Source organism: Micromonospora sp. NPDC005163 (assembly GCF_053599835.1).
This window is the reverse complement of the sequence record NZ_JBSFYP010000045.1, coordinates 26,334-41,316: the sequence shown is the minus strand read 5'-3', so window position 1 is coordinate 41,316 and position 14,983 is coordinate 26,334. Positions and strand designations below refer to the sequence as shown.

14 protein-coding genes and 1 pseudogene are annotated in these 14,983 nt (G+C 69.3%); 9 read left to right on the top strand and 6 right to left on the bottom strand.

What is annotated here, in order from left to right; genetic code table 11:
- Positions 1-90: 90 nt before the first annotated feature.
- A complete protein-coding gene (locus tag ACWD6N_RS26080) occupies positions 91-1,992 on the top strand; it encodes a S9 family peptidase (RefSeq protein WP_450005218.1) in 1,902 nt (633 codons plus the stop codon).
- A gap of 73 nt (positions 1,993-2,065) precedes the next feature.
- Positions 2,066-2,497: pseudogene (locus ACWD6N_RS26075) on the top strand (Tn3 family transposase); the annotation flags it as partial.
- A 373-nt stretch (positions 2,498-2,870) separates the two neighbouring features.
- Here ACWD6N_RS26075 and ACWD6N_RS26070 read toward each other — a convergent pair.
- The gene (locus ACWD6N_RS26070) at positions 2,871-3,674 is read right to left on the bottom strand and encodes a DUF1062 domain-containing protein (RefSeq protein WP_450005217.1); all 804 of its coding nucleotides are present in this window, start codon (positions 3,672-3,674) and stop codon (positions 2,871-2,873) included.
- Positions 3,675-3,892: 218 nt separating this feature from the next.
- On the opposite strand from ACWD6N_RS26070, the gene ACWD6N_RS26065 reads away from it, so the two are divergent.
- Positions 3,893-4,672: a maleylpyruvate isomerase family mycothiol-dependent enzyme gene (locus ACWD6N_RS26065; RefSeq protein WP_450005216.1), complete on the top strand. Its 780-nt coding sequence runs from the start codon at positions 3,893-3,895 to the stop codon at positions 4,670-4,672.
- A gap of 69 nt (positions 4,673-4,741) precedes the next feature.
- Here ACWD6N_RS26065 and ACWD6N_RS26060 read toward each other — a convergent pair whose 3' ends face one another.
- Entirely contained in the window at positions 4,742-5,284 is a 543-nt protein-coding gene (locus tag ACWD6N_RS26060) for an MSMEG_1061 family FMN-dependent PPOX-type flavoprotein (RefSeq protein ID WP_450005215.1), read from the bottom strand.
- Here ACWD6N_RS26060 and ACWD6N_RS26055 point away from each other — a divergent pair.
- Positions 5,271-5,495: a hypothetical protein gene (locus tag ACWD6N_RS26055; RefSeq protein ID WP_450005214.1), complete on the top strand. Its 225-nt coding sequence runs from the start codon at positions 5,271-5,273 to the stop codon at positions 5,493-5,495. The two genes, ACWD6N_RS26060 and ACWD6N_RS26055, sit on opposite strands and share 14 nt — an antisense overlap.
- Positions 5,496-5,879: 384 nt before the next feature.
- Here the strand turns inward: ACWD6N_RS26055 and ACWD6N_RS26050 are convergent, their stop codons facing one another.
- A complete protein-coding gene (locus ACWD6N_RS26050) occupies positions 5,880-6,194 on the bottom strand; it encodes a helix-turn-helix domain-containing protein (RefSeq protein WP_450005232.1) in 315 nt (104 codons plus the stop codon).
- A 156-nt stretch (positions 6,195-6,350) separates the two neighbouring features.
- Here ACWD6N_RS26050 and ACWD6N_RS26045 point away from each other — a divergent pair, with 156 nt between their 5' ends.
- Entirely contained in the window at positions 6,351-6,995 is a 645-nt protein-coding gene (locus tag ACWD6N_RS26045; RefSeq protein ID WP_354965259.1) for a GNAT family N-acetyltransferase, read from the top strand.
- Positions 6,996-7,036: 41 nt separating this feature from the next.
- Positions 7,037-7,594 (top strand): GNAT family N-acetyltransferase, encoded by a 558-nt coding sequence (locus tag ACWD6N_RS26040; protein WP_354965258.1) that lies wholly within the window; start codon positions 7,037-7,039, stop codon positions 7,592-7,594.
- Here the strand turns inward: ACWD6N_RS26040 and ACWD6N_RS26035 are convergent.
- The gene (locus ACWD6N_RS26035) at positions 7,534-8,007 is read right to left on the bottom strand and encodes an HNH endonuclease (protein WP_450005213.1); all 474 of its coding nucleotides are present in this window, start codon (positions 8,005-8,007) and stop codon (positions 7,534-7,536) included. The two genes, ACWD6N_RS26040 and ACWD6N_RS26035, sit on opposite strands and share 61 nt — an antisense overlap.
- Before the next feature lie 575 nt (positions 8,008-8,582).
- Between ACWD6N_RS26035 and ACWD6N_RS26030 the strand changes: the two genes are divergently transcribed.
- Both ACWD6N_RS26030 and ACWD6N_RS26025 read left to right on the top strand, forming a co-directional pair.
- Positions 8,583-9,509: a recombinase family protein gene (locus ACWD6N_RS26030; protein WP_449938761.1), complete on the top strand. Its 927-nt coding sequence runs from the start codon at positions 8,583-8,585 to the stop codon at positions 9,507-9,509.
- Between the two features lie 178 nt (positions 9,510-9,687).
- Positions 9,688-10,695: an RNA polymerase subunit sigma-70 gene (locus ACWD6N_RS26025; protein WP_387322625.1), complete on the top strand. Its 1,008-nt coding sequence runs from the start codon at positions 9,688-9,690 to the stop codon at positions 10,693-10,695.
- Between the two features lie 273 nt (positions 10,696-10,968).
- On the opposite strand, the gene ACWD6N_RS26020 is transcribed toward ACWD6N_RS26025, so the two are convergent.
- Together ACWD6N_RS26020 and ACWD6N_RS26015 are read right to left on the bottom strand one after the other, a co-directional pair.
- Positions 10,969-11,532 (bottom strand): dihydrofolate reductase family protein, encoded by a 564-nt coding sequence (locus ACWD6N_RS26020; protein WP_354965254.1) that lies wholly within the window; start codon positions 11,530-11,532, stop codon positions 10,969-10,971.
- Positions 11,533-12,175: 643 nt separating this feature from the next.
- Positions 12,176-14,410 (bottom strand): Tn3 family transposase, encoded by a 2,235-nt coding sequence (locus tag ACWD6N_RS26015; RefSeq protein WP_387322623.1) that lies wholly within the window; start codon positions 14,408-14,410, stop codon positions 12,176-12,178.
- Positions 14,411-14,621: 211 nt separating this feature from the next.
- On the opposite strand from ACWD6N_RS26015, the gene ACWD6N_RS26010 reads away from it, so the two are divergent.
- The gene (locus ACWD6N_RS26010) at positions 14,622-14,930 is read left to right on the top strand and encodes a hypothetical protein (RefSeq protein WP_354965252.1); all 309 of its coding nucleotides are present in this window, start codon (positions 14,622-14,624) and stop codon (positions 14,928-14,930) included.
- Positions 14,931-14,983: the final 53 nt, after the last annotated feature.

Below are 14,983 nucleotides of genomic sequence, written 5' to 3'. Positions count from 1 at the left end.
TCGAGGCTCAACCTCGTCGAGGGTCAACGTCGCTTCTCGTGGATCGCCTCGCCCGTGCACCGATCCAGTTGATGCTGACAAACTGATCGCATGACAGGTCTGACCGCCGAACTCGTGGTCGATGGTCGTGCCCCACAGACCCCGGCGCTCGCCCCGAACGGGCGCCTGCTCTGCTACGTCCTCGCTCCCGTCAGCCGGACCGGTGACCACCTCGACACCGAACTCTGGCTCGTCGATACCGATGGCGCCGTCGCTTCGCGTCGGGCGACCGCCGACACCGCAACCGAGTCCCGGCCACGCTGGTCGGCCGACTCGGAGACGCTGTTCTTCCTGTCCGACCGCGCCGACCGCGGTACCCCGCAGCTGCACAGGCTCACGCTCGCCACCGGCACGATGACCACATTGACCACCTGGCGCGCCGGCGTCATCGACCACCTGCCGCTCGCGGATCCCGACCTGGTCGCTCTGCTCGCCGAGGACGAACCCACCGAGCAGGACGCGCGCCGCGCCCGGGACCGCGACGACGCCATTGTCGTCGGCGAGCGCGAACCGCGTGCCCGGTTGCGCCTGCTCGACCTGCGCACCGGGCGGGTCACCACCCCGGATCTGCTCGGTGACCGGCACGTCGTGGAACTGCGGCAACGTCCCGACGGCGGCCCACTTGCCGTGCTGACCGGGGCCAGCGGCGACAACGACTACGGCCCGCGCACCGGCCAACTGCACCTGTTCGACCCCCCGACCGGGACTGCAGAGAACCTCGGACCGGTCGGGACAGACGCACGATCCCTGGCCTGGTGGCCGGGCGAGGACGGTTGGCACCTCGGTTACATCGCGCTCACCCCACCGGTTCTGCAGGCCGGCACTGCCGTGTTCGACCTGGCCGTGGACAGCCGCGTCCCGCGCAACCGCACCGCTGGTCTCTCGATGTGCCCCACCACCCTCTGCCAGACCGATGCCGCCCCGCTGGTTGTGTTCGCCGACGGCCTGAACACCACCCTGGCCCGGCTCGACCCCAAAGACCTCACGACCCTGTCGCATCACCCTGGACGCCTCGACAACCTCACCACCACCCCTGCTGGCGAAGAGATCGCGGTACTTACCGGTGCCCGCTATCAGCCCCCGAACGTTCACATCGGACCGCCAACCGGCCCGCTGCGAAGACTCACCAACACCCGCCCGGAACTGGACGGCACCGCGCTCGGCACGCAACAACCGCTGGCCTACCGCGCCGCCGACGGCCTCGACCTGGACGGCTTGCTCGTACTGCCGGTTGGAAAAACCGCATCGGATGGCCCGTTCCCGCTGGTCACGATCGTGCACGGAGGCCCTTACGATCGCTACGCCGATCGTTGCCAGTTGTTCTGGTTTCCCAGCGCGCAGTGGCTGGCCGCCGCCGGCTACGCGGTCCTGCTGCCCAACCCTCGCGGCGGCCAGGGCCATGGCCACCAGTTTGCCGCCAGCGTCGCCGGCCGGGTCGGGCAGCAGGAGTGGACCGACATCCTGACCGGCATCGACCTGCTCATCGCCGAGGGCGTCGCCGACCCCGACCGGCTGGGCATCGCCGGCTGGAGCCACGGTGGGTTCATGTCCGCCTGGGCCATCGGCCAGACCGACCGCTTCCGCGCCGCGCTGGTCGGCGCCGGCGTCAGCGACTGGGGCATGCTCGCCGCGACCGGGGAGAACGGCCAGTTCGAAGCCGCGCTCGGTGGCAGCACTGGCTGGTCCGGCGTCGGCCCACACCCGCATGACGCGGTCAGCCCGATCTCCTTCGCCAGCCGCATCCGTACTCCGGTGCTCATCTTGCACGGCGCCGAGGACACCAACGTTCCCCTCGGACAGGCCGTGTACCTCCACCGGGCGCTGCGCCACTTCGACGTCGAGCACGAGTTCGTGATCTACCCGAGAGAGGGCCACTCGATCCGCGAACGCAACCACCAACTCGACGTCCTGCGCCGGACCCGCGCCTGGTTTGATCGCTGGCTCCGGCCCTGACCGGGGCGCGTGGACCAGATGTCGTTGCCCTCCAACCGGTCGTTACTGACCTGAGCTGACGTCAAGACCCCAGGCAGCCCTGGCCGAGTACGGCCGGATCGCCAAGACCCAGCACCTGCTGGCCATGGTCGACCCGGTCGACGAAACCTACCGGCGTACCGTGACCCGGCAACTGAACATCGGCGAGTCCCGACACTCCCTGGCCCGCAAGATCCTGCACGGACACCGCGGCGACATCATGCAGCCCTACCGCGCCGGACAGGAAGACCAGCTCGGCGCGCTCGGACTCGTCCTCAACGCGGTCGTGCTCTTCAACACCCGCTACATCGACCTGGCCGTCACCGCGCTCCGCGCCCAGGGCTACCAGGTCCGCGACGAGGACGCCGCCCGCTTGTCACCGCTCGGGTACGCGCACATCAACATGCTGGGGCGTTACACATTCCCCGCCCCGTCAAGCGCACAGCAGCTCAAGTCCCTGCGCGACCCGGATGCCGGTGTCGGCTGATGCCATGACGCAGGCGATCCGCGCCCGGCCTCAAGGGGGCGCCCGTCTGAGTGCGTGGCAGCGGTGTGTAACGGGGCGATAAGGCGCGGGTTCGGTGTCCGCGTCGCGGGCCGCGAGCGGAGGTGCTGTCCGGCCCCGAGGGTGGATGCGTTGCTCGCGAGGCGGGAGTAGTCGCTCAGGCGAGATGTCGCGGACAGCCAAGCGGAGGTCTTTGAAAGCACGGGATTCGCACGCAGGCATGTCCGTGCGGGCGAAGGCCGGCACATTCAAGTGAGCCGCCGCACGCTGGGCCGGCCCGCCGACCGCGACGGCCGGCGGGCCGGAAGGTACGGGCCGCCCCACGGCGCAGGTCATCGCGCCGTGGGGTGGCACCTTATGCCCACTCGGGTGACAGCGGTGGGGCGGTGACGACCAGGAAGGTGAAGTCCTCGCGGGCCTTGGCGTCGATGGGCAGGGGCAGGCGGATGCGCCCGGAGTCGACCATGCCTCGCACGGCGGGACGGCTCAGGCCGAACCCGGCGGTGAGCAGCTTCTCGACCCGGATAGGTGCCGGGAGCTCGAACCTGATGATGACCTCGAGTGGCGCGGCATCCTCGCGCTGGAGGTCGTAGAACGGTATGTCGGTGTCCAGCTGCCAGGTGCCGGTCCAGTCGAGCTGGTAGGCGGCCTTGTGGGCGAGCGTCGCGTCCATGGTCAGCTGTCGCACCATGGCCGGATCGTTGTTCTCGAACATCAGTAGCCGCTCGTTGTCCAGCGCCCGCACGTTGATGCGCTCGTGGACGGGGATTTTCGACGTGCGGCCGCACAGGTCGCAGCAGATCAGCAGCCACACGTCGAGCAGCTTGTGGTTCGCGTTGACCCGGATCTTGCCGGTGGGACGGTGCCGCGTGGACCTGCATGACACGCAGGTTTTGACGATGGTGGGCAGTCCGAGCTCGCTGACCACCCACAGCGCTTTGCGGTCGATGCCGGGTCCGCGACCGTGGGCCGGCACGCGGATATGGCGGGAACTATTCATGGCTTCGGCGATTCCAAGGTCTAGGCAGGAGGCGCCCGGCAGCGCGATGGCGCGCCGGGGGGTGCCTCCCGGATCCAGTGGCGGGCAGCCGGCGTCTCGGCGGGGAGCACGCCGGCTGGCGCGACGTCGCAGATCACGTCGCGTGAAGGAAGCCCGCACCGGTCACGTGGTGCGGGCTTCGAGTGGCACGGCGGACGGAGACGGGGAGGTGACTCGAACCCGTCTTCATCGCGCACGTGCGCCACTGGTCACTGATCCATGCGCGTCAGCATGGTCAACCCGTGGGCCGCCGGGCAACGGATTTTCCGCGTGGCCCCGCCGCCGGGGGTGGGGAAATCCGCTGTCGGTTGTCGGAGGGGGGGTGGTACAAAGCCGCGGTGGTGGAAAAGACTCTGGAGTTCGCTGACCTGTTGCGGCTGATGGACGAACGATCGACCGCTTTCCGGGCGGCGGTCGCCGCGGCACCCAGCTTCGACGTGTGGGTGCCGACCTGCCCTGAGTGGACGTTGTTCGACCTGGTGCAGCACCTGGGCGAGGGGCGCCGCAAGTGGGCCGCCATCGTGGCCGCGGGGCCCGCCGACGCTCCGCCGGCGATGTCCGCCCCGGTGGCGCCCCGGGAGCGCGAGGCCCTGCTGGCCTGGTTCGCCGCGTCGACGGGGGAGCTGCTGGACGCGCTGCGGGAGGCCGGCCCGGATCGTGGTTGCTGGACGTGGTGGGGTCCGTCGCAGTCGCCGCAGACGACTGGTGCCGTCGCCCGGCACCAGCTCCAGCAGGTCGCCGTGCACACCTACGACGCCCAGGTCGCCGTGGGCGCCCCGCAGCCGCTGCCGGACGAGGTGGCCCTCGACGGTGTCGACGAGTTCCTGACCACCTGCGTCGCGACGACGGCCGCGTGGCCGCACAAGCCCGCGGTCATCGACTACCACGCCACCGAGGGCCGTTCCTGGCGGCTCGGGTTCTCCGCCGACGGCGCCCGGACCGCCCGCCTCCCCACGCCGGTCGCCGGCGTGGGCCCGGAGGCGGCCTATGTCTCCGCCCGGGGCACGGCCAATGAGCTGGTCATGTTCTGCTACGGCCGCATTCCGATGGACTCGCTGCAGCTCGACGGCGACCGGCGCGTCTTCGACCAGCTGATCGCCTGGGAGCCGGAGGAATAGGACGCGACGACGGACCCACCGCCCTGCGCCGACCTCGGCCTCAGCGCACGGCGGTGGGTCCGCGGCCCGTCACTCGTAGCGGTATTTCAGCGAGTCCGCCTCCACCTGTTCGATGTCGGCGATCATCAGCGCCGGCATCCGCAGCTGGGCCAGCGTCACCTCGGCCGAGGTCGGCTGGGCGTCCGCCGGCAGCCACTGCTCCGGCTTCCAGGCCCCGCCGCGCAGCAGCGCCTTGGGGCAGTGCGGGTAGACCTCCACGATGCCCAGCACCAGCGCACTGGCCGGTGGCTTGCCCACGGCGGTCAGCTGCGACAGCAGCTCGGGGCGAGTGGAGACGCAGGCCCGGCCGTTCACCCTGAGTGTCGTGGTGCGCCCCGGGATGACGAACAGCAGCCCGGCCCGCCCGGTGGCGACGACGTTCTGCAGGCTGTCCAGGCGCTTGTTGCCCGTCGCGTCCGGTATCGCCACCGTCCGCGCGTCCAGGACGGCGACGAACCCGGCGGGGCCGCCGCGCGGGGAGACGTCGCAGTTGCCCTCGGCGTCCACGCTGGCGACCAGGACCAGCGACGAGCAGCTGATCAACCGCCGGGTCTGCTCGGTGAGTTCGGTCATCTGCTTACGCACGGCGGCGCGGCTTGCGGCTGTGGTGACGGCGGCCGCCGAGCGGCGCGGCAGCTACGGGTACGGCAACCCGGTGATGCTGGTGCACGCCGTCACCGCACCGAACGCGGTCATGCGCGTCCTGCCGGTTCTTCCCGAGGCGATGTGGCCGGCAAGTCTCGCCGCGGCCTGGGCGGCAACGGCTGCAATCACTGCCGCATAGGCACCGGCCGAACCGCGCCTGCTACCGCAGCCTCGCCCCGACCTCACCATCGCGGAGCTGGCCGACCGGGCGGTGGCGATCGGCGATCCGCACGCGATCAAATACGCCGACGCGGTCGCCGACGTACTCGCCGCCGCGCCCGACCCGGCGTTGCTCTCGGCGGCAGTACGCAGCGTTTGATGAGCTGGCCGATTGACCGTGTCACCCCGAGTCCCGCGTGAGGTCTCGTAGCCGAATCTTCATGGTGATGACGTCCACGGCGGCCCGGTACATGTAATCACGTTCGTCGTACCGGGAGCTGCGGCCGCGGGCGGGCCGCTGCGCTACGCGGGGGGCGGGAGACGTTGAGGATGCCGTCGACGTCGAGCAGCCAGCCCGGCCGGTTCACCGGGGCCCGCCTCTCGGTGCGGCGGTAGACGCGGTCGCCGTGGTGGGCCGCTCCGCGGTGTCAGCGCGGATGTTGCGGTAGATGGTCGTGGGGGTGACGCCGCAGGAAGCGGCGATCTCGGCCATCGTGAACTGCTTCGAGCCGTACATGCGCTGCGCCTTGTTGATCAGGGCGGGGGTCATCTTAGGTTTGCGACCGCCAGTGCGGCCGCGGGCACGGGCAGCGGCCAGGCCAGCGAGGGGGCGTTGCCCGAGACTGGCGCTAGATTGTCGGTTTACCAGTAACGATAATGCGATAATGCATCGCCACATAAGGGGCATAGCGCGCATGCATCATAATGACAGTTCTTGTGCGTAAGACTTCAGGATGGTGTCTGGGGTGCAGCACCACGACTGTGCAGGAGTGCGCCTCTGACCTGCGGCGAAATCCGATCGCCCCGCCGGCGTGAGTCGTGCGATCGTCGCCGTATGCCGCAACCGATCTTGCGTACCGACCGTCTGCTGCTGGTTCCGCTCGCCGACCGGCATCTCGAGCTGGAGATCCAGCTCGATTCCGATCCGGAGGTGCTTCGCTACCTCAGCGGCCGGGCGCGGTCCAGGGACGAGGTGCTCGCGTCCCATGCGCAGAGGATGGCCCTGGCGCGCGTGGTGGACGGCCTGGGCTACTGGATGGCGTTCGGGTCTGCTGGCGGCGCGCGTGGCTCGACGTCGCCAGCACGTGAGGACGAGGGCGAGTTCGTCGGGCTCATGATGCTTCCGCCGGCGCATGGCCCCGACCAACCTGACGACCCCACCGTCACGGACCTGGGTTACCGCCTCGTTCGCCGGTACTGGCGCCAAGGCCTGGCCAGCGAGGCCTCCCGCGTCCTGCTGCGACATGCCTTCGACACCGTCGGGCAGAGCCGGGTGATCGCGCAGACCATGGCTGTCAACGCCGGGTCCCGGGGTGTGATGGAGGCCATCGGCATGCGGTACGTGCGCACGTGGGTTTCGGTCTGGGACGACCCGCTGCCGGGGGCGGACCTGGGTGAGGTCGAGTACGAGATGACCCGCGGGATGTGGGAGGCGTGTCGTGGTGCTCAGCCGAGACCGTCAGGCGCCGAACGGGCGTAATTCCCCTGCATTACGTACGGGTGAGGCTTAGCCTGCACGCCATGTTCCCTCCAGTGAAGATCACCTCCGACCGGTTGGAAATCCGCGAGTTCGGGCCGCAGGACACCGCGGCTGTGGCGGCGTTTGTGGCGGCGGGGGATCGAACGGCACTGCCACCCGGCTTCCCCGAGGCGGTCGCTGACGTGGACGCGTGGCTGGCGGATGCGGTGCATCAGCGGCGCTTGGGCGGCGAGGGCGTACACCTGGTGATCCTGGAGCGGGCCACCGGCGAGATCGTCGGCAGCACCGGGTTGCGGGACACCGACTGGGAGGCCGGTCGCACCGAGATCGGCTACGGCGTACACGCCAGTCAGCGAGGTCGCGGTTTCGCGAGCGAGGCAGCTCGGGCGGTGGGACGGTGGGCGCTCGCCGACGGCGGGATGCGACGGGTTCAGTTGCACTGCCGGGTCGACAACGTGGCTTCCCTACGGGTGGCCGAGAAGGCCGGGTACCAGCGCGAGGGCACACTACGGATGGCCGGGCAGGACGGGCGCGAGCCTCATGACCTGGCCGTCTTCGCGATGATCGCCGAGCGGGCCAGCGCCACCTCGGCGGCCTGACGCTCTCGCCAACGGCGCTGACTGTCCCGGTTGCAGGCGCGGCACGTCCGCCGGTACCGCCCCGTCGATTCGTCGACCTCGCGGTCGTGCCCGTTGCGGCAGGTCGACGGCTGCGCCCGGGTACGGCAGATCTCCGCGTGAGTGACCTGCCGCAGATGAGTGGGCTCCACGCAGTCCCGGGCGTCGCAGAGGTGGTCGACGTCCAGGTCGGGGTCGTAGCCCCCGACGAAGGCGGCGTAGGCGGCGATGTGTGCCCAGGCCCGGCCCGCGACCTTCTGGTACACGCCGCGCTGGGTGCCGTACCCGCGGATGATCAGGCAGCCGTCGGCCTGCCGGACCGAACGCTCCAGGAGATATCGGCGGAGGCTGTCCTCAGTGAAGTGGCGGGACAAGCCGTTGACCCTGCTGAGCACACGTCACTCTATCCGGGGGCTCGCACGTCAGGCGTCCGCCGTACCCCGGGTGAGCCGGTAGGCGGCGGCCCTTGAGACTGGTGAGACCGCCTATTCAACTGTCGCGGATTCTCGCCCCAGGGACGAGAAACTGCCACCTAGTGGTTGCCCTGCCTAGCCGAGACCGATAGTGGCGGGAAGTTTGGGGTTGGGCAGCATGTCGCGGCCGGCGCGCAGGATCTCGAGGTTGATGATCGTGGGCCGGCCGCCGATAGGGCCCTTGAGGAACATCGGAACGAGAAGTAACGCTAGCGATGATCTTGGCTGGAACAGCTTGCCCGGCTGCTACCGCTTTCGCAGAAACGGTCCATTTTGGGAACAGATCAGCATCCGGTCAGGAATCGCTGATCCGGACCCGGATCCGTTCTCACGCAAAAGTGTCGCTGTGATGTTCTGAGCAACGTTTGTGCGAGCATGCTGGGCATGGCTGGTGAAGAAGACCGCGATCCGGAGACCCGAGACGCCGATGATGTCGAGCGCACCCGTGCCCGCGCTGTCAGGCGCAGCCCGGCTCGCCGTGCCGATCGCGGTCCGGCGTGGTGGCCACCTCGTACCACACCGGCCGGTTGACCAAGGTCCGCCGACTGAGCAAGGCTCTGCGGGTGCTGACCCCGGCCGACCGCGGCCCCGGGCAGCTGCGGCGCCCGGGCACCCCGCCGCCGGCACCGCTGCCCGCCGACGCCCCGGCCGCGGACATCCGGATCGGGTACGCCCGATGCAGCACCCTGACCCAGGAACTCCAGTCACAGCTGGACGCCCTCGCCGCGCACGGCATCCCCCGCGACAAGATCTTCGCCGAGAAGATCTCCACCCGGGTCCGGATGCGACCGCAGTTCGAGGCGGCACTCGCGCTGGCCCGGCAGATCAAGGCCCACGCCTCGCACTGCCGGGTCATCCTGACCGTCAACGAGATGAAACGCCTTGGCCGTGACGCCGCCGAACTCACTGCGCTGGCCGATCATCTCAGCGCGCACGGCCTGGTCCTGGAGATGCTCGCCGGCCCGCTGCCCGGCCTCTACGACCCGGCCGGCTCCGGGCGCATGCTGTTCGCCTTCTTCGCCGCGATGGGCGACACCGAACGGGAAAACATTCGCGAGGCCACCCTCGAAGGCCTCGACGCCGCCGCCCGCAAAGGCAAACACGGCGGCCGCCCGGCCGTCATCACCGAGGACATGCTGCATACCGTGCTGCGCCGGCGTGCCAACGGTGAGACCGTCGAGCAGATCCGCCCTGACCTGTTCATCGCGACCGGTAAGCGCAAGGGCCGCAACCCGAGCGTGGCCAGCATCTACCGCGCGCTCGCCGCCCACGAGAAAACCCAGGCGTACCCAGCCGCCGTCGAGCAAGCCCGTATCCAGCATGCGCAGCGCACCGGCGCCGACCTTCCGGCGATCGTGCGCCCCCGGCCCGCCCGTGTCCTCGACCCGATCGACGCCGAGCTGGCGCCGAAAAACAACGCTTAGCCGTGCTGGCCCCACCTCGACATCGAGGGCGTGCCCGACACCGGAGCACGTCCCCTGGATCGACCCGACCCATCCGGCCTGGCGAACGACCCGGTGTCAGCGGCTTCACCGATCAGAAATCCTCCGCCACGTCGTCAGTTCTGTTAGCCCTCTCGCACCGGTGGAAGGATTAATGACCATGACCGACGCCAGACGGCTGGGCGCCGACGAGGCCACGTTCATCGCGGCGGTCCGCGCGGAGGATTCCGGGCGGTTCGCGCTCCTGACCGAGCGCCACCGGCGTGAGCTGCAGGTGCACTGCTACCGGATGCTCGCGAACTACGAGGACGCTCAGGACATGACGCAGGAAACGTTCCTGCGAGCGTGGAACAAGCGGGAGTCGTTCAAGGGCCACGCGGCCCTGCGGACCTGGCTGTACCGGATCGCGACGAACGCCTGCCTCGACTTCCTGGAGAAGCGCAACAACCGCACACCCGTACCGTCCGAGCTGCCGGACCCCGACTCCGAGGTGCTGTACCTGCAGCCGTACCCCGACCGGATGCTCCCCGAGGACCCGCAGGAATCGGTGGTGGCACGGGAGACGATCGAGCTGGCGTTCATCGTCGCCGTCCAGCACCTGCCGCCGCGGCAGCGGGCGGTGTTCATCCTGCGCGACGTCCTCGGCTGGCCGGCGTCGAAAGCCGCCGACGCCCTCGATCTGACCGTCGCATCGGTGACCAGCGCACTGCAGCGGGCCCGTGTGACGATGCGCGAGCAGCTGCCCGACCGCCGCCTCGACTGGCGGAGCCCCGCCACCCACGAGCTGTCGAATGACGAGCGCGGCGCGGTGAAGTCGTACATCGAGGCCCATGAGCGCAACGACCTCGACGGGCTGACGTCCCTACTGCGCGACGACCTGCGCTTCGCGATGCTGCCCGATCCGGGCACCGTGACCACGACGGCCAAGGACGCGGTGGACGGCTGGGTCTCCGGTGGGCTCTTCCAGCGCGGCTACGACGACTGGCGCGGTATCACCACGACGGTCAACCGCATGCCTGCCGCCGTGCTGTACCTCCGCACCCCCGACGACCCGGAGTACCGGCTATTCGCCATCGCGGTCCTGCACATCGTCGACGGGAAGATCGCCGAGCTCACAGGATTCGACGCCGCCGACAAACCATGGCTGGACCTGCCACCGACACTGTGATCACACATGTCACCATCGTCGACGAGTACAGCGCACGCCGCCGTCACCGAAGTCGCCACGGAATGAGCACCCCGACCGCCTGAACACCAAACGCGACAATGCGAACACCACCGCCCCGCCGGCGTTGCCGGCGGGGAATCTTGATGCCAGAAGATCATCGTTCGGAGCGCAGGGAAGGGCCCGGGGAAGGTTCCCTCAAGGCCGAGGGGTCACGGTGAGCACGCCAGGAAGGGATTTCGTCCTGGCGTCACGAGCCCAGGACCTGGCCCGTGCTCATCGCCTCGTCTCGTATCGGGTCAGTACCACGCCGCCGGGAAACGTCCGCGTCTCCACCAGGTTCAGGTTCACCCAGCTGTCCAGGGCCGTGAAGAACGGCGTGCCGCCGCCCAGCAAGGCCGGTGCGGTGAGCAGCACGTACTCGTCGATCAGCCCGGCCCGCATGGCCGCTGCGGCAAGTGTGGCGCCGCCGATGTCCATGGGGCCGCCGTCTTCGGCCTTGAGCCGGGTGATCTCGGTGACCGCGTCGCCGGTGACCAGGCGGGTGTTCCAGTCGACCGTGCGGGTCGTCGAGGAGAACACCACCTTCGGCATGTCCCGCCAGCGGCGGGCGTACTCGATCTCCGCCGGTGTGGCGCCGGGCTGCTGGTCGGCGGTCGGCCAGTGGGAGCTCATCGTCTCCCACAGTTTGCGCCCGTACAGCGCCAGGCCGGTCGCCCCCACCCGGTCGGACCACCACTGGAACAGCTCGTCGCTCGGTACGCTCCAGCCGAGGTCGTTGCCGGGCGCGGCGATGTAGCCGTCCAGGCTCAGGTTCATGCCGAAGATCAGTTTCCGCATCGTGCCAGCCTCTCGTAGTCGATCTCACACGTACAGACGGGCACGGCGCGCAAACCTAATCGGTGCGCGATCTGCGTCCGCAAATAGTCCTCGCGTTCCGGACTCGGCACGGCGTACTCGGGTGGGCTCGAGCACTACCCACCGAATCTCGACTTCACCCTCGTACGGGCAGCGGCGCACCCATGGCCCAGCTCTCTCCGGCCGCTACTGCCGACTGCCCGGACGGGAAGGCCTTCCACGGCCACCTGCAACAGAGGCTGTCTACTTTCGCAGAGGCGTTGCGGTAGCGCTCGACGCGCTCGCTGCGCGAGCGGGAGTGTGAGCGATCTGGGCCCCCGAACGCCTGATCACACAGCTAGAGCGCCAGCCAGGCCCCCTCACCGCGCTGGAGATCGCCAACCCGTTCCCGACGCTTGGGCATCTCGCTCGGCGACCAGCGGCCGCACGTGCCCGGCAAGATCCGCGAGTACCTACCTCTCCCAGCGCCGACGCAGCTAAGCGTTGTCTTTTCGGCGCCTACTACTGAAGGGACCCCTGAGGGGCAATGCCCCCGACGGCGAGTGCGCCCCGTGAGGGAAAAGAGGCCGGATGCTCCACGGGGGAAGAGCATCCGGCGCGATCACTATAAGGGTGGCAGCACCCGCTACTCGTCGTCGCCGGCGTCCGGGTCGCGCAGCGGTCGGTAGGTGCGTCCGCCCAGGTCGGGCAGGGTGAACGTGTAGTGGCCGTGGACCCGGATGTGGTGGCGAACGTAAGGCGAGAGCCGGGCGACGTCGGCATAGAGCACGGGATAGCCCTGGGCGCGCAGGCCGGCGAGGGCGAGGTCCAGGTAGAGGGTGTTCCACAGGGTGATGCAGTTGAGGACGAGGCCGAGCGCGCCGAGTTGGTCTTCCAGGCCTTCGTGGTAGGCGCGGTGCAGCTCGCCGCGGCGGCCGTGGAAGACGTGCCGGGCCAGGTCGTGGCGGCCTTCGTTGAGGTTGCGCATGCCCTTGATCTGGCGCCGGTACGGTTCGTCGTCGACGAAGGTCAGCACGTGCAGGGTCTTGAAGATCCGCCCGTAGCCGGCCAGGGCTTCGCCGAGCTGGGTGAGGTTCCCACCGGTCAACAGCACCCGCAGCGCATCGTAGGCGGAGATCTGCCCGGTGTGGATGGATCCGGCAATGCGAAGCATGTCGGGCCAGTGCCGGCGGATCCGGTCGAGGTCGACGGTGCCGCGGGCGGTCGCGTTCAGGGGGCCGTAGTCGGCGGTGCGGTTGATCCGCCACAGCTTGGCATCGGGCAGGTCGGCCAGCTGCGGCCGGTAGTCGAAGCCGAGCAGCTGCAGCAGCCCGAAGACGACGTCGGAGTACGAGCCGGTGTCAGCGATGACGACCTCGGGGCGGCGGCCACCGTCGCGCCGGTAGAGCAGGTCGATGAGGTGCATCGAGTCACGCGGGGTGCCCGACAGCACCATCCCGGCGGTGCCGACGGCCTGGTCGTTGACCGCGTTCAGCCAAGTCGCGCCGCGCCGCTGGCCGAAGTACTTCGGGTTCGGCCGGGCATGGATTGTACGGACCGGCACCACGAACCGCATCCCATCGGCCGCCGCGACCAGACCGCCGCCCCAGGCCCGGGCCAGGCCGATACCGTCCTGGACGTCGATCAGCACCGCGTTCGCCGCAGCGTAGGTCTCCGGCCGCAGGTAGGTAGCGTCGACATGGCTGATCCGGCCTCGGGTCAACCCGGGGATTCCGTCGGAGATCACCGGCCCGAAGCCGACGTTGAGCGCGTGCGCGGTTAACGTCGCGGCGACCGTCACGTGCAGGTCGTCCAGACGGGTGGTCGCCCCCGACAGCGCGGTGAACGCGCCGGCGAAGCCGGGATACCAGGCCATCACCTCCAGGATCAGCTCGCCCAGGTCGATGCGCGGCAGCATCGCCTCCACCCGGTTACGCAGGTCTACCAAGCTCGACGGGTCCGGCACTGCGGTGACCTTCTGCGCATGCAGCCGGCCCTCGTCGTCGAGCCGGGCCGCCGTGTCCACGGCCAGCCCGGCCGCGACCTGCCGCCACGCCTCGTCCAGCGCCGCGGCGTGCCCGCCAAGCAGCTCGCGCGGTTCCTCGGGCAGCTGCAGCGCGTTCAACGCGGGCGCCTTGGCCTGCTGCCAGGCCTCGCCGTCGAGCAGCCGGGCCCGCGGGTCGCCCCAGCGTTCGGAGACCGCGGCGAAGATGTCGCGGCGCTTGAGCCGCTGGTGGAACTGCTCGAGCACGCAGAACACGTACGCGGCCTTGTCCACCGTCTCGAGCAGATCCTCCGGCAGTCGGGCCTGAAAGGCCGACACCAGGTCGGACAGCCGCTGGTGGAGCCGGTCCGTTGCCTGTGCCCGGACCCGCGCGACCAGGCGGGCCAGAGTGCTCACCGCCGGGAGCAGCACCTTGCGCTCGCGCAGCCAGCCCACCGCCGCGTTGAAGAGCGCCTTCGGTCCGTCCCCGGTGGTCCACGCCCGGTCGTCGATCCAGCGCGTCAGGTCAGGCTCCGCCCCGGCGAAATCGGTGTACCCGTACGCCTGGGCGATCTCGCGCTGGTGTTCGAACCGAGTCGGCCGGCGCCGCAGATACTCCTTGGCTACCGACGGATCCGCCGCACCGACCTGCACCGCGACATAGTCGACCGCCTCGGTCGGCACATCCAGCGGATCCTCCAGAAACAGGCCCAGCGCCCGCACCGTGGCCACCTGCAAACCAAACCCGATCCGGTTCTCATCCCGTCGTCGCTCCGCGATCAGGTCCCGGTCCGCGTCATCGAGGAAGAAAAGGCCTTCCAGCTCCGTCGGCGTCAGCCCAGCCGGGAACCGGCCATACGCCGCCGCCTGCTCATCAGTGAGGAACTCAACCGGCACAGGCCGAAACGGTAGAAGATATCGAACATGATCGAAGACAGGTTAACGGTCAGTCGATCACGACAACCGACGTACCCCGAACGTGTCCACCCGGGAGCCCTGCCGATCAAGATCATCCCTAGCGTTACTTTCCGTTCCGATGCTCCTCAAGGGCCGATAGCGGCAGGCGTATCAGGCAAGCCTTAGAGCAGATCAAGACGGAGGCAGTGGCATGAAAATCTTCAGCTACGAGGACGAGCCTGAGATCACCATGGACCCCGAGACCCGCCGGGCCTTAGTCAGGCAGCTACTCGGCCCCGACGCGCCGCCTGCGTGGTGCGAGCTCGTCGAGGCCCTGGCGATCCTCGCCCCGGCCCACAACAACGACATCAGCCCGCTGCACTGCACGCCGGGTGAGCTGACCGTCTGTGCCCAGCCGGCTGGGGTACCCATTACCGAGATCGAGCGGCTGGAGGAGATCGGCTTCCATGTCGCCCATGACGAGGAGGACTTCACGTCGACCCGGTTCGGCAGCGCCTGAGCTTCCTCACTGATGAGCAGGCGGCCACCTATGGCCGGTTCCCGCAGGCGTTG

Bases quoted from the DNA above. Each gene is read 5' to 3' on its own strand.
- ACWD6N_RS26045 (WP_354965259.1), top strand. From the start codon at position 6,351: ATGCCGCAACCGATCTTGCGTACCGACCGTCTGCTGCTGGTTCCGCTC.
- ACWD6N_RS26010 (WP_354965252.1), top strand. From the start codon at position 14,622: ATGAAAATCTTCAGCTACGAGGACGAGCCTGAGATCACCATGGACCCC.
- ACWD6N_RS26020 (WP_354965254.1), bottom strand. From the start codon at position 11,532: ATGCGGAAACTGATCTTCGGCATGAACCTGAGCCTGGACGGCTACATC.
- ACWD6N_RS26060 (WP_450005215.1), bottom strand. From the start codon at position 5,284: ATGACCGAACTCACCGAGCAGACCCGGCGGTTGATCAGCTGCTCGTCG.
- ACWD6N_RS26050 (WP_450005232.1), bottom strand. From the start codon at position 6,194: ATGTGGCGATGCATTATCGCATTATCGTTACTGGTAAACCGACAATCT.
- ACWD6N_RS26080 (WP_450005218.1), top strand. From the start codon at position 91: ATGACAGGTCTGACCGCCGAACTCGTGGTCGATGGTCGTGCCCCACAG.
- ACWD6N_RS26025 (WP_387322625.1), top strand. From the start codon at position 9,688: ATGACCGACGCCAGACGGCTGGGCGCCGACGAGGCCACGTTCATCGCG.
- ACWD6N_RS26040 (WP_354965258.1), top strand. From the start codon at position 7,037: ATGTTCCCTCCAGTGAAGATCACCTCCGACCGGTTGGAAATCCGCGAG.